The following is a 20,388-nucleotide window of genomic DNA, read 5'->3' on the forward strand; positions in this document are numbered from 1 at the left end:
ATTACTCTTCTACATTACTAATATTACATTCACTCTAATGGGCCAAATACCAGATTACCTGGAGCATCCGGGTCATTACTCATATAAAACTCAGCGATAGCATGTTTCATTTCTGTCAAAGAAAAACTACCGTCTCCGTTAATATCCATTTTTTCAAACAGAGACTTAACCGTTGCATCATCGAATGTGCCAAAATTTTTCAAAAGCTGAGAGTATTCAAAATAAGAATAATCACCGCTACCATCAGCATCAAGGGATTTTAATATTGCCTCAAAGAAATTCTGTAGATGTAAGGGGAAACTTTCGAATAAAACAGGTTTTCCAGATATTTGCCCATCAAATACAGTAAGCCACTCTTTTAGAGTGATTTTATTATCTCCATTAGTGTCAGCATAATCTTTGAAAGCCTGCCAATGCTGCATATTGAGTGCCTCTAGCTCTAGAGCTTGTGGCGAATCAGGATCCCAACCTGCTATTTCATAACGCCGTTCGGAACGACGGGTGAAATCTGACTTCTCTAAAAAACCGCTATTATCAAAATCATAACATGCAAATATTTTAGTTAGTTTCTTTATCTGAAATTGTGTCAACATTAAAATGACTCCTTAATTAAAACTAATTTATAACCATTACTGGCTAAGAAACTTCTTTTAATTGCTCCATTAGAGCAAAATTTGGCTCTCTAAAACGAAATAGCATTGTTTATTTAAGAGAGTGAAGAGTTTAATACTGCCCATTGGGTTCCATTCCAATAAGGTGTTGACCCACCATTGACGAGACTGCATCCCAATTCAGACCGATATGTTGAATAATGGCATTTGAATCTCGCCATATTTGTTGCATTGGTTGATTTAGTGATAGGCCCGTTCCACCTGAATGAGTAAAAAGTATATTAATGGCATTATTTAGCATCCGTGCAGAAAATGCGTGATCTCGTCTATTTCGAATACGAACATCGGAGGTAATAATATCTCCACGGGCTACTTTCTCTTCGCAATAAGATATATCACGCAGTAGTAAAAGTTTAGCAGCATCAATTAAGGCTGATGCTTCGGCCAGATGTGATTGAACTGGAAAGAATTGGCTCAATTTATTTCCACTACCAGCTACTGCTCCACGAGTAATACGGGAATCACATTGCTCGATAAGCGTCTCTATTGCTCCCTGGGCAGCACCCAGCAATGGTGAAACAAGACCTAAAGGAACTACAGATAAAAACGGAATTCTGTAGATACTATGATGATTACTGACACTTCCCGGAGGTGAACCGGAAGATGCCTCTTTAAATGTAAGGCATCGATGGAATGGAACAAATATAGGTTTGCCAATGGCTATCGTTTTTGAACCTGTTCCTTTTTGGGCACGAGCACAAATCCACTTGATTCCTGAGTATTTTTACCATTTGTATTAAAATGTACGCCAAGCAAAGCCCATTGAGCATTATCAACATTTGAGGCAAATTTCCAGTTACCTTGGATGACGTAACCTCCATCTACACTGGTTGCAACCATTGTCGGGGCATAAGAACCACATACAATAGCTTCAGGATTAGCCCCCCAAACATCTTGCTGAGCTTGAATTGGGAAAATACCGACCAGCCATTGATGTACGGAACACAGCGAACAACACCATGCGGAAGATATACACCCTCGACTCAATTCAGCTATTACCTCAATGAATATAGAAAGACTTGATTCAAGCCCACCGTAACGTGCTGGCTGTAAAAGTTTAAAAAAACCGGCATGATGAAATAATTGCATTGTTTCTTCTGAAACTTGTCTTGACTCTTCAACCTTCTGAGCATTGAAACGTAGGGATGGCACAAGTTCACGGGCTTTTTTAATCATATCTTTTCTGGTAGATATAATATCTTCTGTTTGCATCGTGATATTCCTATATATTCTGGCCGTGACTTAATCCATCATTGATTTTGTCATATTAGTGTTTATAGGATAAATAATTATCTCAATATAGTCTGTAAGTTATGGTTTTAATGTGTGTAGGATAATTCCGCCCTCCCTTTAAAATTTAAATGTAAAAATATTTTATTTCCACCTTCTCATTGAGACATATTATTTCTGTTTTTTAGGATGGGGGGCAGTCACTGCCAGAATATAAAATCAAGTAAGGCTTCTAACTACCCTGCGATATTAGTTAGAGAGCCTAGACATGCAAGTAAGGAGTAATATAGTAATATTTAAACTAACTTTCGGAGAAAACAATAAGCTGATCTTCTTTGTGGAAGATGATCTCTTTATCTTTTACCGGGTTTATCACAACTCCGTAATTCCGCGTTTTGTCATGCTTATATTTCATGATTCTATAACCGATAGCAATATGACCTTGATTCGCCGCCGCTGCGATTGCTGTGTAAAAATTTACCTGTTGATTGCAGTGCAAATACCTAGTGACATCTTTAAGATATATTTCAGCACCATCCGAATCGAATATATCGTCATAAATAGACTTTAAGTTAATATTTTCAGCATATTGAGTAAGAATCAAACTGACTATCTTTGAACTAATAATGAAGTCATCAGGATAAGCCGACTGTGCCAATTCTCGGTTGTTTGGCTCCTGCATCTCACTAATTATTGCGAAGTGTTTATTGGTTTTCTTTGCAATACCGCGTAAATACATCAATGTCATTAATGTTTTTGAATCTGCATTTTTTGTATCTACATCATCAGATGTTAATACCAGTACACACGAGTACTTCTCAACATTAACTTCCCTAATACTATTATAGGTCATAATATCTTTAGATATAAAGTTTATGTGCTGATTAACCACATCCAAATTATTTATAACTTCAATTATTTTATTTTCATCTCCAATATTTATGGGCTGACAAATGACAGTGGTGTGTGAGCCGGGGCCAATATAAGCATCCATTTCGCGAATAAGAATTTCTGCGCGAGAGTTCCAACCTAATATCAAGGTATTTGCTCTTGGGGGAGCCATTGTAGTTCTTGGATGTCCCAATATAGCCTTATGTTTGATTAAGTTATCAATTTTATGACTTTTAGTGGTAATTTCGCCAATAAGAGTATCATCTTCAGCAATCAGTATTACAGATTCACCGGACTCAAAAATATGGTTCATATCAGGCAATAATTTATTGACGCCATTTTTCGTCCTAATACCGATGACGATAGAGTCCGGATATTGCAATAAAACATCGCTGAATTTTCTCCCTGTGAGATGGACAGAATTACTAAAGTAGATTTCATCACCTTTAAATGAAAGCAGCTCACCGTATATTGTTGCCAGCCCAGGTTGATTGCAACTTTGAGCACTGATTCTTGCCATTAAGGGATCGCTGACGACTAAGGTTGCCCGATCATTCGAAGCTATAACCGCTGCTTGGTAGTAATCTTCACTTTTAACAGCGGCAGTTATCGTGCAAGTGGCAGAAGGCGGATTAACGGCATTAGTAATAGCCAATAATGTTTTAATCACGTTAATGTCATGTTGATTATTGTCTGAGCCAAGCACGATGATAGCCCGGGCGGTATCAAGGCTAAGAATGTCAATGTCTTCTCGTGTAGAGGTATTACCGCTACGACACACAATTTTTGTACCAAAATAATTTTTAAACCCGAAGAGTAACTTTAATTTTTCACGGATGGTTTCTTCCATCAGAAGCTTGTCTTCTTCCCCCATAATAACAATTTTTACACCACCATTATGTTGGTTAGCAATGATAAGTTCCCCAATTATATAATGGACCTGCATAGACCAACCTAATATTACGACATGATTTTTTGCGTAAATCATTGAGCGCCCACGGCGTAAATCGTGAATCTTTTGGAAAAGGGTGTAATTTAGTACACTACCCAACATCGCAGCCATAAGTAGCCCGCCGACACCAATGATAACTCCGCCGATAACAGAGTAAATTGTTCCGCCTCTCAGGCTTATACGCAAAGCCTCTTGCATATTAGTGCTTAAAATATTTATAAAACCCTGTTTCTCAATATTGGGGTCAGCATTAAGTAGAAACAGCGCAGAAATAGCAGAAATAGTAAATGTTAAAATCAAAATGGCGGTTAAAAAGGCAAAAATCCCTTTAGCCATAAAGTTATCGAAATGATAAGTTAATGCTCGTTTAAAACGGTACATAGAGTTTCCATTATCTCAAAAATAAATGTAGTCATCTGGATGGCGTCAACCCGAAGGCCGTCGAAAACTTCCTCATGAGGAAAGAAAATGTCTACTGTGGTGGGGACACCCCAAATAATTGTTTTTCAATTAACCGGGAAAACGGCTAAATCTCTTTCACCGCCTAATGGATGATATGCATAGGATAAATTAGGCGCTGTTCTTAGCTTACTCGCAAAATTATTATTTTCAGCTATTGTCTGATTAAACGAAGAGTATATGGGCTCACCAAACAAACGCCGAATTTCATCATAAATTTTTATATACGTGAAGTAATATGGTGACATCTTTTCATAATTAAATATAAAACTTACACTTTTCAACTGATTTATTTCTGCAATTCTTTTAACAGTTTCAATATCAACTTTAACATCACCTTCAATATCACCTCTACTATTCTTTAAAGAGTCAGCATAAACATTATAGACAATATCTTTTAATTTAACTCGACCTGTTTTCGGGACGTCATTAACAACTAATAAATTAGGCTTGCAAATAATAAGTATCTCGTTGTAATCATTAGGTTTCATCATTAAGATAAAGCACTTAAAGTATTCTAATGTATTGAATGGTTTACCTAATGAATTATCTAACACTCCTTTTCCACTGTTAATACAATCAACTAAAGAATAAGGATTGATTAATTGTCCAGTCGGTAATCCCATAAGTTTACCTGCATGATTAGGAAACCAAACATCAGATAAATGTGTCCCGAGAATATTTTGATAAGGTACATCAAGAACAAGATGTGTTGGAAGAGCTCCACGCCCTCTTCCTTTAGAATAAGAAAGTAAAGAGCAAGACATAACATCCCATGTAGATATAACATCTTCAAATTTCGCACCTTGGAAAGGGGATATATTTATTGCCCCCCCGACGCCAGTGGTGGATGACATAGCATGGATAATCTGAAATTTCCCATTCAAAAGTCCTTGTTGCCAAGAATATAATTGGCGTCTCTTTTTAATCATATTAACCATATTAATAAAATTCAATTTATTTATAGAACGATAGAAGAAAGCACTATTAATGGAAAATGTTGAATATTTACCAACCTGAGACTATTTTTAGTTCGCCATCTATCAGTTCAACTATCTGCCCGTCGTTGATTAACGTTGTGGCACCAGAGACCTGCACCAGACAGGGAATGTTAATCTCACGGCAAATAACTGCCGCATGAGAAAGCAAACCACCTTCATTAGTAATCACTGCCGAACTACGTTTAATAAGATCATACATATTTGGTTGTGTCACATCAGAGACTAATATATCTCCATCCTTGAATTTATCATTCACTTTTTGATAGTTTTTAATATCATCACTATGGACAATAACTGCTTTCCCCTTCGCGCTTCCTTTGCTCGCAATGATGCCCGATAAGTCAGAAACATTTTGTGTAACTTTTTCAAGTCGGTAGGTTATTTTTTTTGCGGAAATCCCCTGACAAATAGTGAGAAGACCATTACTGCTGAGCCAAATCATATTATCGGTACGTTGCATTTTAACGTAGGAGTCTAATTTATCTCCATACATAATTAACCGCTTAATATCATTAACTCGATAGGTTTTAAGGATATCATCAACTGTTTCATTGTATCTCTTGGCCAGAGAATGAAATAATGGATTTAGAAAATAGCCAATGCCTATCCAACCATTTTTCATTCTTTCTCTATTTATTGAAATTCTATTAATCAGATTTACTTTACTTTTAAACTCTGGATATTTAGACAAAATCCGCGTTTTATGGCACACGACTTCATTCGCATTATTCACCGTAGAAGCATCACTACTGATACTTTTCTGTTGGTAATAAATCGCTTCAAAAGCCAACATTTGTTGCTCAGCAGAATAATAGCTAAAAGCGATAAAAGGATATTTTTTGATATGAGCTAAAACACTATCAGGGGAAAATGGTTCAGATAATAGCTGTTGCCAGTCATTTTTCTCCTGAACAATAAGATTGTCCTCATCTGGCTTAAGTAATGATAGCAATTCGTCATGAGAAATTTCATCTAATAATGGGCTATAGACAAAATGTAAGACTTGAGGCTCAGTTGCCGAATAGAGTGCAATATGATTAGCATAGAAACTCAGAGCCTGTTCAAAATGATTCAGTAATACTTTTGGTTTCATATTATCAAAATCACAATCAACCAAATAATCAAAATACTCACGCTGTTGACTATAACAATGGTCAGCATAACCCATCATTTTTTCAATTTTGTTGATTGACAGTTCATCTGAGTGACTACTACGCGTAAAATATTGATATGTATTATTGTTTTTTTTAAGATATTTATCTGCACTGGTAAAAAAACAGGGATAGTCAGAAACATTCTTTTTTGATGATTTTATGTTAAAACTATGCTCCATCATCCATAAAGGCCCTTGAGTTGACTCATTATAGTGAAAGTTACCCTTGGGAGGTTTTACTAATTTCCCACTCGCCATCAAACTTAATTTATTACTTTTAGTTTTACTACTATTACTAATAGCAACTTCTTCAACTTTTTTTTCAAAAACCACTGGCTGACATTTTAAAATATAAAGCTTATCGTAACTCCAACACCACTCTATATTAACCGGACCGCCAAATACGCGCTCTAATTCAAGTACAGTCCTACGCAACTCTTTTAATATTGTTGTGATCAACTCATTGTTAGCTATAGCACTTATACTTAATTTATTTTTAATTTTTTGTATTTGTTCGCTAAAAGCCTCATCACACCGATTCAGGTTGAGAGAAATAGGCACTAACTGATTTCCCGCGACGTTATGCGACATACCAGAAATCATTTCTATCAATAATTTTCCATTATCTCCCTGCGTTCCCCAACTATGACAAATACCGGAAAATGCCCCATGCAGCATGGGTTGAACGATTACATTGACCGAGTATCCTGCCGGACCTGAGGCCATAACTGATTGGACTACCGTTAATAATTGATCTCTTGAAGTGTTCAACACCGTTAGACATTTGCCTGACAAAGAATGTGTTTTCTCATCCTCGGCGACCGAACTGGCTCGAACAGCAACAGCATCAACCTGAAATAAGTCAAATGCGGCCAGTATGCGTTTCTGTACCAATACAGAGGTGATATCTACACCATAATCAATAACAAAACTGGCGGGAATATAATAACGATACTGTTGATATAAAATTGCCAAACTTCTGGCTTTTTCACCAACATGTGGGTATAAATCCGTGGTAATTTCATTAAGAAATAAAATCATACATTGCCTTTAATTAAAATAGCCCATTTTTATATTTAATAAACCATACTTCCCAGGCTAAAAGTTAGTTAGCAACATTTATTAAATATAAAACAAACACGTTAATTAATAGAAGAATGCATTACTATATCATTGATGAAAAAAATAGAATGTAGTCCAATCTCTATTGTACTGTAGGAAAAATACATAAATGGAAAAGACAAATATGTAATAGATAGATACTGCGTTAAATTGGCGAATAACGTAGTAGGGAGAGATAATTACCCCATATCAATTTTTGTACCGATATGGGGTTGAGCATAAACACGTCAACATAAAGTAAGGCTAACGTATTATAAAATATCTATTTTTTATTCGTAAGCCAACGTCAACGTCGCTATAGCGGTAAATTTACCAACTTCAACGCTAGGATTGGTCTGGTAATATTGCGGTATTAAGGTCAGAGTTACATCATTTGGGTCTATTGAACTTTTTATTGGAAAGTTCCCATCAGCACCGATCCAACTCGCATCCGGTCCAAAAGTAATAGGGGCTGCCGATGAAAAACCTGTTGATGTTGAATATAAAAATTGGATACCCACCCCTAAATCTACCGGACTTTGAACGGTTAACACATTACTGATATTACCCCGATTCGATCCATCACTCATAACACCATAGACCGCAGTATCTGCGTCACAAGATAAATTTATCGTAACAATATCTGTTGTAGGCACCACTGTCCCAACACCGATAAAGCGATTCAAAGAAGCCGGAGCCATAATTGTCGATGCCACGGAATCGGCCCGACATCCTTTATTCCCTACCGTCATATTAATATCATTAAGAGTAACTGTCGTGGGATTATAACCAAAACCATTGGTAAAACTTAGTGTACCTGCTCTTTGCGGCGAAATTGTATATTTCTGTGGAGAAGGAGTTACTCCCGTTGTTACTAGTTTAGCCCAATAAGTTACATTAACAAAACTGTCATAAGCACCATCAATAGCAGTGTTATGATATAATATGTTGGCGGTAGTATCTTGAATAGCTACAGAAAAGCGAAACTTATCTGTTTTGTCATTGCTTATCCGCAATACTATTCCTATTCCAGGAATACCTGTTTCATAAATTGTATATGTATTACTACCTTCATAATAAAAACTCCCAGTAGAAGGCAGTTGGCTCTCGTAACTAATAGTGTTCCACAGAGAGTTTTGACCACCAACATGATCCTGAGGAGTCGCCTGCCAATCACTGAGAGCCTCTCCTATACTAGGTACAGCGCCGGAAGCAAAATTGCTTATATAATCTGTTGGTACAACAGAAAAACTGGAGTTATTAACTTCCGCATACGACTTTATAAATAACACTGGAGCCGCAGACAAGAAAAGGCCAATGAATATACTACGAAATAAATTCATTACTGATACTCCAAATAGAAAGTCGCCGTTGCATTAGCAATCCCCGCCTTTAATGGCGCACCGGTGGATTGATATTGAGCATAAAAATTCAATATCGTGTTATCTGGAGATGAAGGATCCAAATTATAAGCCGTGCTTGCCGGAACCGAGGTATTCAGAGGAATCGCAGTTATGCGATCCTCTGCTAGAAACCCCACTGCCATGCCTGTCGCCGAGCCAGCAGCCGTTGGGTTATCTAATTGTAATAAATCCGTATTGACTGGATCCGCATTTCCAGTGAAAGAAACCTTTACGCCTTTTGCCGCTGCTCGGCAATTAGTCAATTCAATGGTAAACGCTGTTGTCCCAGTGACTTGCCCCGGGTAGGTAAAGGTCTTTAAAGCGACATCGCCGATAGGCACAGAAATATTCTCCACCACCACATCACAGCTGTTATCCGCAATGCTGCCGCTGATATCGATCATCACATCATAGGCTAATGATACAGGGCTAAATAACAGGCCGGCAGAGAGATAAAAAGCATTTTTTTTCATTACACACACTCCGCCGTTGCGTAACTGATTTCATTATGTTCGCTGTTTTCTGGTAGTTGATATTGCGCACTACACTGCCCTTGAGGCCCATCGGCCCAACGCACCTGCAATTGTCCGCTTAATGGTAAACCAGACAGATAAACCACGCCGTCGTCAGAAACAATGCTTGGGTTATCAACACCCGGTTGAGTGACTAAAGCACCAAAAGGCACCGCTTTGCCCTGATAAGTCAGACTCATCAAGCTACGCACACCAATTCGTGCATTAAAATCAGCTTTCACTAGTGCCCCACGGGTCGGAACGACATTCAGTGCTGCATTATCCAGCTCAATATTATTCGCCAGAGTATTCGTATCTAAGGCCACCCGATTGTTACGGTAAGCAGAAGCAGAAGGCAGTACAGCATATCCCCAGAGGTCAGTTTTCACACCAGTACCATTGGCAACAGAAACCCCTTTGGCACCTTGGGCTTTTATCAGGACATTGGCATCACTGAGTGGCTGGCTAAGCGTGACACCTTCAGAATGAACAACTACACCGCCACGCAATCCGTAGTTAATCCGCGTATCGCCGCCACTGTAGTTATATCCGGCATTGGCTGTACCGTAAGTCCCTCGGTAGTTCATCGAAGCATTGCTACTGGTATCTCCCCCCCGGTTTGCATAGCTTTGCTGCAAGCTATAGCTCAGGTTGTTCTTATCCAGCAACGAGCCACTGACACCGGCACTTTGTTGCATTTTGCCATGGTTATCCATGGTGTTTCTGTAGTTGGCATACATGTTATTGGTATTGCGACGCGGGGTACCACCAGAGGAGAGCCACCGATTAAGCGGGAAGGACACACCCAGCGAGAAAGCCTGATCAGCATTGCTCAACCACGGGTTTTTATTGTAGTTGTAAGCTAGGGAGTAATTAATATTATTGATATTGGTGTTATAACCCACCTGAAAAAGCTCATTAGTTTTGTTGGTATTCCAGTAACTCTTTTGGTTAGCACTTAGAAATGCCGTGCCGTTCGTACCTGCCGCTTCCACTCGCTGGTTGACGGTGAGTTGTAGATTGCCACGCGGGGTATAGTAAAGATTGTAATACCCGGCTAAGCTCGGTTTAACCGATACCACACCATCTTGCATAGCAACATCATGGTTACCGACCATCATTCTGTTGGTGGTATCCGCTAGCGTATAAAAACCCTGAGTAGAATAGCGATAACCAGCTAACTGAAGGTTAGTTCCTAGTGAGCTAAGGGATTTCCCATACAGTAAACGTACTGATTGCCCGCTATGTTTGCTGTCGTCAACCAAGGTGCTATTAGCTGTAGTGGCATCGAGGGAAACAGCCCCCCAATCTCCCATATTTTTACCCACCCCCAGCAAGAAGGCAGTGTAATTATTTGACCACTGGGTGCCGGTATAAACCGTGGTATTATGCGGTAATCCCCATAGCAAACTCCCTTGAGCAAAAGGTGGCGTTTCCTGATCACGATTGCTACGTATTTTACCGCCAGTCAGGCTGTATTTCATTCGCCCTTCTCGCTGCAATTTAGGCACTGTTGCATAAGGCACGGTATAACTGTTAATACTGCCATCCGCTTCCGTCACGCTGACTTGCAAATTACCACTGGAGCCGGTTGGGAATAAATCATCAATAACAAAAGCACCTGAGGGGACAAACGTTTCATAAATGACATAGCCATTTTGCCGAATGGTAACCTGAGCGTTACTGCGTGCAATCCCACGTACTATTGGCGCAAAACCACGCTGGCTATCCGCCAACATGCTGTCGTCTGAATTTAATTGGCCCCCCTGATAACCAACACTATCAAACACATCGCTGCTGCTATTAGCCTGACCTATCGTCAGATTACTTTTCAGTGACACAATATTGCGTTGGGCATAGCTGTTAATATTCTGCCAATTACCCTTAGCATTTTTACCACTTTTATTCCAAGTAGAGAAATTGCGTAAGCGCCAAGCATCCAGATTAATGCCACTGTCCAGATTCAGGAAATAGTTATCCTGATTGAAATCACCTCTGGAGTTAGAGCCTACAAAATTATAATTAATCAATGCGGCGGTTATACCATTATCCCAACTTTCAATCGGCACTTCACCACGAGCACTCTTATTTAGCATCGCCTGAGGAATACTAATATCCAGCCGTAGTTTTTCTAGATTCAAATTGCTGATGGCATCTGGGATATAGTTCTCCAGTTGTACGCAGCGCCCAGCATCTAGATTGGCTAATGCCGGAACTGCAGCCAGATTAATATTTAATTGGCTAATTTTCTCAACAGGAATGCAGGCCGAGAGTGATGCGCTATTTGTTGTTTTGGTGGTAGCGGCATTGCGTGGTTGAAAATCAATATCATCAGTACCAATTGACTTATCATTAACAAAAATATCTACCCGATAAATACCTGGTAGTGATGTATCACCCCGCTCGAAGTGAGATAGATCCGCCACTTTACTGGGGTCATCAGCCAAAAATGCCGGATCGAAATAGACACCTGCATTAGCCTCAGTCGTATGCAATGCGGTGACTAATAACAAAGCTATTGGCGTTGGACGAAAACACTTTCGTGTTTTTTTCAAAAGATCACCAAACAATAAATAAATTGGTGCCGGAGTATAATTCAACATATTCCCTTCCATTATTTCACGGAATAATTATTAATCCCTCACCTAAAACGCAAACGGATCAGCAAAGAATTTTTTATTTATAGCCACCACGTTAATAGTATTAAGTATTATTTACGACCAACAGTTAATCCGCCAAAGTCATTAATAGTAGAATAGGCAATATTTCCTACAGCACCGGCAGGAATTGGCATTTTCATTTCACTCCCCGGCTCAACCATAACATTAGGCAATAATTTACCGCCGACAGAAACTTTACTTAAGGTGATGAAATAAGGTGTTGGGTTGTTCACTACCAGCTCTTTTCCCCTTTGCTCAACCAACAGTTTTTGTTGAGCATCATCAACATTCATTGTCAAATTTGAAGGGCGATAAAATAGTTTAATACGACTGGCAACAGCAATTTGCAAACTGTTTTCATTGACGTTGTCGGCTTTTTTATCTTTGGATGGTATAGCTTTAACCACGATCCTATAGGCACTCTCTTTATCAGTGGGTAGAGCCTTACCAGTATAGGTAATACGTAATGAATTCTCACTCATGGGTTTAATCATAAACAGCGGTGGTGTGATAACAAAATCATTTACTTTTTTACCCTGATTATCTTCAACCCAAGATTGGATAAGGAAAAAACCCTTTTCATCACTGTTTCTAACAGATAAAGAAACCTGTTTATTTTCAGAAGGATAAATTACACGTGTTGCCCCCAATCCTACCCCCCCCGCATAAGCTACTAACGGCAAAAATAGTGAAGAAAGCAAAGACAGGATGGCACATTTTTTTAATAATTGAGTAACCAAAAAAGACTCCTTAAAATAAATACGTAAACTTGGTGGTTACCGTCGCTATAGAGGCTGTCTATTGATAGGTAACCATAAAGTTTGCGGCGGCATTGCTTGAGCCACTCGTCACCACAGGCAGGGTTGAACGGTATTTAGCAAAGAAATGTAATGTATTAGTACCACGGCTTAATAAACTAAAATCTTTCGGCGGGGCATTGATGGGCAACAGATTATTATCAGCATCAAATAAGGCAATACCGACGCCATTCGCCATATTTCGTTCAGTAATTGTCGCTAAAATAGTAGGATCACGTTCATCGGCGACACCGATAAAACTAATACCCACCGATTGACTGGTCGTTACCGAGCAATTATTTAACTGAATACTAAAAGGAGCAGCACTCACACTGCTACCTGAAGCTGTAAATTGAGCATTGTTGACTTGATCTAAGCGAATTTCTTGTTTTCGGCTATCAATATCAACCAGACAAGCGGCATCAATAACATCGCCAATAAAGTTGAGTTCGCCTCCAGGCAAAGTCACTACGGTATTATTATGACCAGAAGCAAATGCGCCCGGCAGGGATAAAACGACAAAAACCCCTGCCAGAATATAATGTTTATACATTCCAGTTACCTTCTTTATATATCTGATTTAAATCATTACAAGTAATAAGATATCTTGTTAAGGATACTTATTACCTGTCATTGATCTCTTCGTTAGGTATAGGTCACACTAAACGTCATAGTCGCATTCGTATTGCCGTCGGTTACCGTGGCTGCAGTACTAATAAATTGAGCAAAATAAGTCAGAACATTAGTTACACCAATCAAAGTGAAATTACTGTTCGCACTCCCATCGAATTTCACAGCATCGCCATTTGGATCAGTGATGTGAATACCTATTCCCGTTGCAGCAGTACTCGTCGCCCCCATACCGGCAGCAAGTATCTCCTGATTGGCATTAGCGACTGACCCGGTAAACAGCACCCCCACTTGTGAAGCAACATTGGTGTCACATTGGTCCAATATGATGGTGAATGCGGTTTTAGCTGAAGACAGTTTATTTGCTCCACCATCAAGCTCAGCAAGGCGCACCTGTCCCATATCGATAGTTTGGTTAGAGGATTTGGCACTTACCGCACAAGCGGCATTAACGGCGTTCCCTGTAAAATTAATAGTGCCGCCATATATTGGTGTGGCTGCATTTATTTGAGTAGTAGTAGCCAGGAACGCCATAGCGAAGGAATTAAGCAGTATTTTCTTCATGTTCATCTCCATAGATATTTTTCGCGCATGTGCAGATACATACCTGCACTCACGTTTACATAACTCTCTTAAAAGCAGAGTTATCATGCATACATACGCCTGTGACTTACGGGCGTAAATTGCAAAAAATTTCCTGGAGAAAATATGAAACTATTAGTAATTATGAGAATGGCCTTGATCTAATCAGGCTTTATTTTTTCTTTTACAACACTTTTTATAAGCTAGCATTATGAAAAACATTCGTATGTAGTCATATCGAATTTTGGATGTAGGAAATACCTGTAACGGGTAAAGAATCAGAACAAAAATCATGCTCAAATTAGCGTAAACCATCTAACTCATCCAGAGGTGATGTCGGCCAAAGAAAACCCTGCAAGCCCAACACCGACCAATCTTGAACCTGCTGTTGTATCTCTCTAGTTTCAACTCCTTCGATTATCAAACCAAAACTGTGCTCCTGCATTAATGCCAACAACGCAGGCATTAATATACGGCCACTTTCTGCCGCCATGAATAGGCTGAAAATTTCATGATCAAGTTTGACGACCTCAAACAGGCCGGAAAAGAGCGTAGAAAAATTTGCCGCCCCACTACCAAAATCATCCAGCCATAACGGTGAACACAGCGACAAAGCCACCAATAAAGGATCATCATTTACCTTCATGCGCCCCAGCAGGAAACATTCATTTATTTCTAGCCGAACCCAGGGTGCCAAAGACTGTAACAACCGATAGATTGGTGGATTAGATAAAATATCCTGCGCCTGCATTCGATCAATATTCAGACTGGCAACAATATGGTGCTCTGCCAACCATGGCAGGCAACATTGCAACAGGGAAAATTGGTATGCCGTAACCCGGCGTTTAGGTGCAGCATGCGCATGACGGAAAAAATAATCGGGTTCCAATAATTGCTGAGGATTGTCTTGTCGGTGAAAGCGGGATAATAGCTCTACAGCCAATAACCTGCCTTCCAGATTATAGATCGGTTGAAACACGCAATGAACGATGTACATAACCTGATTAAATCTCACGGTCAGCGGAGCTGGGCTAGCATACCGTATTGTCATTGTTACAATGCCTTATTCCATTGGAAAAATTATTTTCGCCATTACCATCATTTTTGTTATTTCTAACAACATTAGTATTACTGCCCCCTCAATTTATCAGGACGACACTCAGACTGTCTGTAGGTAAAGGTAAGGCTGGCGGTAGGATAAATCTTTTGGAGGCTATTGTTATTGAATAGAAAACAACCAACACCAAGATAACAACACCAAAACAAACCCAACTACAGTAAGCCCCTAATGCAACCTAGCCCATCTTTACCTGGCAGAGAAAATCACACTCAAGACTAATTTTTCCATGTGATAAATGGAAATTTCCTACACCACAAAGTAATTAGGCCGACATAGGTAATTAATTATTCTTGTTACCATCATCACATAACATCAATGCCACACAATAACGCCGGATCGTTGTACTAGGTGATGCAGGGAAACACCCTCCCCTTAAAAGCTGGCAAGAATGCATATCAGCACGCTGAGTTAGTGATTTTTTAATTCAGAACACGCAGTTTCCATGAAAGATAGAATAAGGTTTACATAGTGAAGAAACATCTTTTAAGCATAATGCTACTCAGCAGTATTACCTCCTCATTCGCTCAAGCAGAGGAGTCTCAGGAGTTTAGTGTTAAAGGAAAAATCAAACCTGTCGCCTGTGACATATCAGTAACTACGCCTAAAATAGAGTTACCCGTAATTACAGCCAATGCCTTTAAAGAAGCTGAAAGTAAAATCGCTGAAGACATTCAATATAAATTTGATGTTGATTGCGAAGCAGATAATGCCATCAGTATCACATTTTCAGACGGCCAACCCGGAACGGCTTTTGGCAGTGATCCAGATCGGTTTGGTTTGGGCAAAGTGACCGGGAAAGATAATAAAGAGATACCCGTTGGCAGTTGGAAAGTGAAATTAACTGATTTAACTGCAGAAACAACAAAGGATGGCATCATTACCAATGAAATGCTTTCACGTATTTATCGTAATGCTATTGATAAAAGAGATTGGGCTAGTATACGTAAAGATGCCTACCTTTATGTAGATCATGAAATCTCCATAAATCAAGGCACCGTGTTAAATACAAATCAACACATTAAAACCATTAAAAAACTTAGTGGTACATTAACCGGTGAAATTTTTGGCGCTCCGCGAGCTAATTTACCCTTATCAGAACAAATGCCTATTTCAGGCAAGATAACTATGAGTATAAATTACTTATAATTAATTTATGATCACGATTTGTATATTACCTTTTTTAGAGTGCCATTTATGAAAACCAATTTATTAACTATCGCGCTATGTTCTATTATCTTTACTCCATATGCGTTTGGAGCACAACAGGCCAGTATTGATGTCAGCGGTACCGTCTTGCCAGCCACCTGTCATGTTACTATGACGACAAACTCTCATACTTTAGAGGCCACTGCACACGGTGCATTAACTAATATAGAAGTAGATATCACTGCCAAGCAAACTCTGGACTACCCTTTTGAAATTAAGTGTGATGATAAGGCGCTGGTCGGTTTTACCCTGCAGGATAATCAAGAAGGAACCGCATTTGCGGCCGCAACCAGGCACGACGGCCGCTTCGGTTTGGGCAAGATTGATAAAAAAAGCCCAGAGGGTAAAGATTATAAGGTTGGTGCGTGGCGAATGAAAATATCCGATATAATATTGGATGGTCAACCTGAAAATGACAACTTACTTCAATGGCGCCCTAGTGAAAAGGAAAATCAAGGCTTTGAAGCCATGCACACAATATATTTTAACCCCAACCATGATTATGCGTTTATTCGTGCAGGGTCAGGCCAGCAGCATGGTATTGTTGCATTTAAAGAAATGAAAGGCACCATCAAGACGAATGTTTTACTTGCGCCAAAATCGCTGGAACATGTTACTGATGAAATTGATATTTCTGGCAGCGCAACCATGACCATCAAATATTTTTAATTTCATTCATCACCCACTAATTCAGTTTTAATGTCATCATCGTAATGATGGCATTAATGCCTATTAATTTATTACAGAGCTAAAATTTCAATGCCTATTTATACCAAAACTACGACTGCTATTTTCTTTACGTTAAGTTCATTATTGATTAGTAACCCCGCACTGGCTACCGGTGTCGTTCCTGAAACCACCGTATTATTGGTAAAAGAATCCGAAGGGTCTGCGACAATGAATGTGACCAATTCAGATGCGGTACCTACTATTCTCACCACCAGCATTGAGAGTATCCCAGAAGATAAAGAGCCATTACTGGTGGCGACCAACCCGTTATCCTTTGTTGATGCAGGGGCTAAACAGGTGGTTCGTTTCGTATTAACCAATAAAAAACCGTTAACCGTACAGCGGTTAGTACGTGTGAATTTTGTTGGTGTACCCGGCCGTAATAAAAATGAAGCCAAGAAAAACAGTGTCGGCATGAATGTTGGGCAAAATATTCCCGCTATTATTCACCCGGCGGGTTTGAAAGAAGAAAAATCTCCATGGGAAAAACTTAGCTGGTCAATCAATGGCAATACACTGACCGTATCCAATGATTCACCTTATATTGTCCGCATGTCGCAAAAAATTGATCTATTCCCTCAAGGCGGTTTGGCATCATTACCAAAAACCTATGTTTTGCCAGGAGAGAAATTCACCATGAATGTGAGTAACAAAGCAAACTCAAATAATTCAACCTATCAAAGTTTGAGAATTTATCCTGCGACTGTGTATGGCTTTATGGTCAATCATTATGACGTGAAGCTGTAGAAAACGGAATTTCATATATTCACAAATACCAAGGAGGGTAATTTATATTATAAAAATCATAATTTAATTTAAAGATAGAACATAGGCCACAGTTAAATACCATGTTTTTCAATTCACTCCGTCACTCTGCAATAAACTCCCTGACGCTAGCTATAATTTTATTTAGCGGTACATCGCAAGCAAGCAGCGATGGTTGGGAATTTGATGCCAATGCACTTAAGCAAATGGGATATAACCCGGCGGTAGCTGAATTCTTTCAACATGGTTCACGCTTTCAACCCGGCACTCATGATGTTCTGGCGAGTGTTAATGGCAATAAAGCCGTTAAAATCGCAATGTTATTTGGCGCTGAGGGTGAAAGCTGCTTCACAGCAGAAATACTGGATAAACTGGCGATTAAAACCAATAAAGAGGATTTAACTGGTAACTGTCCGGCATTAAAAAAAATCTATCCCTCTGCGATTGTTACTGCCGATCCAACAGCCTATAAAATAGACATTATTGTCCCGCCTGAAGCCTTAATTCATCAGGTAGATCAAAGTGCTGCCAATGCGCCAATGGGCGGCTGGGCCGGTGTTGTCAATTACTCGGTGAATAGCATGCGCAGCAATAATGCATCCGGTAGCAGCAACCAAAATACCTCAGCTAATACAGAAATCGGCTTTAATATGGCGAACTGGATTGTTCGCAGTCACCAGAGTTATTCACATAACAAAAATCAGCAACAATTTTCGATGTTATCAGCCTATGCGCAACGCAGCTTTGCCTCGCAGGCTGCAGTGCTACAACTTGGCGATATTAGTCTGCGTGATTCCGTATTTTCCGGCCCGGGATTTTTGGGCGCGCAATGGTTCCCTGAAACGGCATTATATCAATCAACGGGCGCTTCGGTTTCCGGTATTGCGCAAACTCAGGCCAAGGTTGAAGTTCGCCAATCTGGTGTATTGATTTATTCCATGTTGGTGCCGCCCGGCCCTTTTACTCTGGACAATATTCCGGTCATTGATACTCGTAATGATTTGCAGGTCACGGTGGATGAAACACAGGGCCAACAACAATATGTGGTGCCGATTAATGCCAGCATTGCCGATATAGCCCCCCCCATTGGCAAAGGGTTCGCCTATGCGGTGGGTCAAACTAAAGGGAAAAATTCAACATCGCTGGTCAGTGCAACCGGCAACTGGGTGCCATTCAATAACGTGGGGATCAGTGCCGGAGTATTAGCAGCCTCAGATTATTACGCTTTCGGTTGGGCAGCGAATTCGTCGTTGATTCCGGGTGGGTCACTTAGCTTCAACCAAAATCTGGCGCAAACATCTGGCAGTGCACCATCACAGCAAGGTATTGAAAATCGGGTATCTATGGGATTCCCTATCAGTAGTAACCTGAGTTCCAGCCTTTCCGTTACCCAACGCAACGCCGGCTACCGTAACTTTGGCGATGAGGGCAGCAACAGTAATATCATGACAACTCATCAAGGTACCAAACTGCAATACACCGCAGGCCTTGGCTGGTCGGCACCAATCATCGGCGGCGGCGCATTTTCTTATTCACGTGCAGAGAGCTTTGCGGGGAATAGCAGCCATGGGGTTTCGGCAAGTTGGGCGCGCAGTTTTGATTTCGCTACTCTGAACCTGAATGTGCAGAAAAACCTACAAAATGTATCGAGCAGCGAGAGTGGTACACCCCGCGCCAACAAAGCCCAGATCTACGCTTCGGTGAGTATTCCCTTAGGTAAGAGCGCCAGTGTGCGTGGTTATAGCAATCGCCGCCAAGATGGCACGCGACAACAAGGTGTCAGCTACGGCCAACAGGTTAATGAACAACTAAGTTACAGTCTAGCTTGGGCTAAAGAGAGTAATAGTGCCAATAACAGTTATGCAGCCAGCATCAATGGCGTGCCGTATTACACCCGAGCCAGTGCCAGTTATTCGCAAAGTTCAGGCAATAACAGCATGTCAGGATCGCTGAATGGCGGCATTGTAGTACACAACAAAGGCGTCACGTTTTCGCCTTACTCAGTACAAAACACCCTTGGCATTGTCTCTGTTGGCACGTTATCCGGCATTCCCATCAGTACGCCGAGCGGTACTGTATGGACTGATGCCTGGGGGCAAGCCGTAGTGCCACAACTGGCGGCTTATGGCAGCAGCAATATTCAGATTAATGCACAAAATTTGCCGAAGAATATTGATGTCAAAAATGGCGTTGAAGTTAAATCTGCCTCTGGTACGGTGCAACACATTTCTTTGGAAGCATCGCTGGTGCAGCGCTTCTTGCTAGATGCAGTAGACACCCAAGGTTTGCCATTAGCCGCAGGCGGCGAAGTGACCAATGGTGATGGCGATTTACTGGCTTTTGTGACCGCCGGTGGACAGATCTTTATCTCCGGCGGCACACTAAAATTGCCGCTGATGGTCAGCGATGCCGATGACAACCGCTGCCAGCTTGACTTCACCCCACCGGAAACGGTGGATACCCATAGCTATTTTACCACCGCCGCAGCCCAGTGCCGCCCGGTCAGTGCCTGATACCGAAAATATG

Annotated in this window: 17 protein-coding genes; 4 read left to right on the forward strand and 13 right to left on the reverse strand. The window is 40.4% G+C overall.

What is annotated here, in order from left to right:
• Positions 1–29 precede the first annotated feature (29 nt).
• From HRD69_RS02470 to HRD69_RS02525, 13 genes are all read right to left on the reverse strand, one after another.
• Complete coding sequence (locus tag HRD69_RS02470) at positions 30–593, reverse strand: EF-hand domain-containing protein (RefSeq protein ID WP_004874163.1); 564 nt, start codon at positions 591–593, stop codon at positions 30–32.
• Positions 594–723: 130 nt separating this feature from the next.
• Positions 724–1,182, reverse strand: coding sequence for an acyl-CoA dehydrogenase family protein (locus tag HRD69_RS20485; RefSeq protein ID WP_204365651.1), 459 nt, complete (start codon positions 1,180–1,182; stop codon positions 724–726).
• A gap of 149 nt (positions 1,183–1,331) precedes the next feature.
• Positions 1,332–1,883: an acyl-CoA dehydrogenase family protein gene (locus HRD69_RS20490; RefSeq protein ID WP_004874161.1), complete on the reverse strand. Its 552-nt coding sequence runs from the start codon at positions 1,881–1,883 to the stop codon at positions 1,332–1,334.
• Positions 1,884–2,202: 319 nt separating this feature from the next.
• Positions 2,203–4,125 (reverse strand): CASTOR/POLLUX-related putative ion channel, encoded by a 1,923-nt coding sequence (locus HRD69_RS02480; RefSeq protein ID WP_004874160.1) that lies wholly within the window; start codon positions 4,123–4,125, stop codon positions 2,203–2,205.
• Between the two features lie 125 nt (positions 4,126–4,250).
• Positions 4,251–5,144 carry a hypothetical protein gene (locus HRD69_RS02485; protein ID WP_004874159.1) on the reverse strand — a complete coding sequence of 298 codons (894 nt, stop codon included), beginning with the start codon at positions 5,142–5,144 and terminating at the stop codon, positions 4,251–4,253.
• A 67-nt stretch (positions 5,145–5,211) separates the two neighbouring features.
• Positions 5,212–7,398, reverse strand: coding sequence for a PEP-utilizing enzyme (locus tag HRD69_RS02490; RefSeq protein ID WP_004874158.1), 2,187 nt, complete (start codon positions 7,396–7,398; stop codon positions 5,212–5,214).
• Between the two features lie 350 nt (positions 7,399–7,748).
• Positions 7,749–8,801, reverse strand: coding sequence for a fimbrial protein (locus tag HRD69_RS02495; protein ID WP_004874157.1), 1,053 nt, complete (start codon positions 8,799–8,801; stop codon positions 7,749–7,751).
• Positions 8,801–9,334, reverse strand: coding sequence for a fimbrial protein (locus tag HRD69_RS02500; RefSeq protein ID WP_032813437.1), 534 nt, complete (start codon positions 9,332–9,334; stop codon positions 8,801–8,803). Before HRD69_RS02500 ends, HRD69_RS02495 begins: the two co-directional genes overlap by 1 nt.
• A complete protein-coding gene (locus HRD69_RS02505; RefSeq protein WP_244262984.1) occupies positions 9,334–11,928 on the reverse strand; it encodes a fimbrial biogenesis usher protein in 2,595 nt (864 codons plus the stop codon). Before HRD69_RS02505 ends, HRD69_RS02500 begins: the two co-directional genes overlap by 1 nt.
• 155 nt (positions 11,929–12,083) lie before the next feature.
• Positions 12,084–12,773: a fimbria/pilus periplasmic chaperone gene (locus tag HRD69_RS02510; protein ID WP_004874155.1), complete on the reverse strand. Its 690-nt coding sequence runs from the start codon at positions 12,771–12,773 to the stop codon at positions 12,084–12,086.
• A 58-nt stretch (positions 12,774–12,831) separates the two neighbouring features.
• The gene (locus HRD69_RS02515) at positions 12,832–13,383 is read right to left on the reverse strand and encodes a fimbrial protein (RefSeq protein ID WP_004874154.1); all 552 of its coding nucleotides are present in this window, start codon (positions 13,381–13,383) and stop codon (positions 12,832–12,834) included.
• A gap of 92 nt (positions 13,384–13,475) precedes the next feature.
• A complete protein-coding gene (locus HRD69_RS02520; protein ID WP_050413179.1) occupies positions 13,476–14,024 on the reverse strand; it encodes a fimbrial protein in 549 nt (182 codons plus the stop codon).
• A gap of 319 nt (positions 14,025–14,343) precedes the next feature.
• Entirely contained in the window at positions 14,344–15,093 is a 750-nt protein-coding gene (locus HRD69_RS02525) for an EAL domain-containing protein (protein ID WP_032813435.1), read from the reverse strand.
• A 537-nt stretch (positions 15,094–15,630) separates the two neighbouring features.
• Here HRD69_RS02525 and HRD69_RS02530 point away from each other — a divergent pair.
• From HRD69_RS02530 to HRD69_RS02545, 4 genes are all read left to right on the forward strand, one after another.
• Positions 15,631–16,308: a fimbrial protein gene (locus tag HRD69_RS02530; protein ID WP_145574180.1), complete on the forward strand. Its 678-nt coding sequence runs from the start codon at positions 15,631–15,633 to the stop codon at positions 16,306–16,308.
• Between the two features lie 48 nt (positions 16,309–16,356).
• Entirely contained in the window at positions 16,357–17,037 is a 681-nt protein-coding gene (locus tag HRD69_RS02535) for a hypothetical protein (protein ID WP_004874150.1), read from the forward strand.
• A gap of 90 nt (positions 17,038–17,127) precedes the next feature.
• Positions 17,128–17,844, forward strand: coding sequence for a fimbria/pilus chaperone family protein (locus tag HRD69_RS02540; protein ID WP_004874149.1), 717 nt, complete (start codon positions 17,128–17,130; stop codon positions 17,842–17,844).
• A gap of 224 nt (positions 17,845–18,068) precedes the next feature.
• Entirely contained in the window at positions 18,069–20,375 is a 2,307-nt protein-coding gene (locus HRD69_RS02545) for a fimbria/pilus outer membrane usher protein (protein ID WP_004874148.1), read from the forward strand.
• The last annotated feature ends 13 nt before the right edge of the window (positions 20,376–20,388 follow it).

Source organism: Yersinia mollaretii ATCC 43969, assembly GCF_013282725.1.
In the GTDB taxonomy this organism is placed as follows: domain Bacteria; phylum Pseudomonadota; class Gammaproteobacteria; order Enterobacterales; family Enterobacteriaceae; genus Yersinia; species Yersinia mollaretii.

Excerpts from the sequence above, each read along its gene's own strand:
- HRD69_RS02470 (WP_004874163.1), bottom strand. The coding sequence starts at position 593 with ATGTTGACACAATTTCAGATAAAGAAACTAACTAAAATATTTGCATGT.
- HRD69_RS20490 (WP_004874161.1), bottom strand. The coding sequence starts at position 1,883 with ATGCAAACAGAAGATATTATATCTACCAGAAAAGATATGATTAAAAAA.
- HRD69_RS02480 (WP_004874160.1), bottom strand. The coding sequence starts at position 4,125 with ATGTACCGTTTTAAACGAGCATTAACTTATCATTTCGATAACTTTATG.
- HRD69_RS02485 (WP_004874159.1), bottom strand. The coding sequence starts at position 5,144 with ATGGTTAATATGATTAAAAAGAGACGCCAATTATATTCTTGGCAACAA.
- HRD69_RS02490 (WP_004874158.1), bottom strand. The coding sequence starts at position 7,398 with ATGATTTTATTTCTTAATGAAATTACCACGGATTTATACCCACATGTT.
- HRD69_RS02495 (WP_004874157.1), bottom strand. The coding sequence starts at position 8,801 with ATGAATTTATTTCGTAGTATATTCATTGGCCTTTTCTTGTCTGCGGCT.
- HRD69_RS02500 (WP_032813437.1), bottom strand. The coding sequence starts at position 9,334 with ATGAAAAAAAATGCTTTTTATCTCTCTGCCGGCCTGTTATTTAGCCCT.
- HRD69_RS02515 (WP_004874154.1), bottom strand. The coding sequence starts at position 13,383 with ATGTATAAACATTATATTCTGGCAGGGGTTTTTGTCGTTTTATCCCTG.
- HRD69_RS02520 (WP_050413179.1), bottom strand. The coding sequence starts at position 14,024 with ATGAAGAAAATACTGCTTAATTCCTTCGCTATGGCGTTCCTGGCTACT.
- HRD69_RS02525 (WP_032813435.1), bottom strand. The coding sequence starts at position 15,093 with ATGACAATACGGTATGCTAGCCCAGCTCCGCTGACCGTGAGATTTAAT.
- HRD69_RS02535 (WP_004874150.1), top strand. The coding sequence starts at position 16,357 with ATGAAAACCAATTTATTAACTATCGCGCTATGTTCTATTATCTTTACT.
- HRD69_RS02540 (WP_004874149.1), top strand. The coding sequence starts at position 17,128 with ATGCCTATTTATACCAAAACTACGACTGCTATTTTCTTTACGTTAAGT.
- HRD69_RS02545 (WP_004874148.1), top strand. The coding sequence starts at position 18,069 with ATGGGATATAACCCGGCGGTAGCTGAATTCTTTCAACATGGTTCACGC.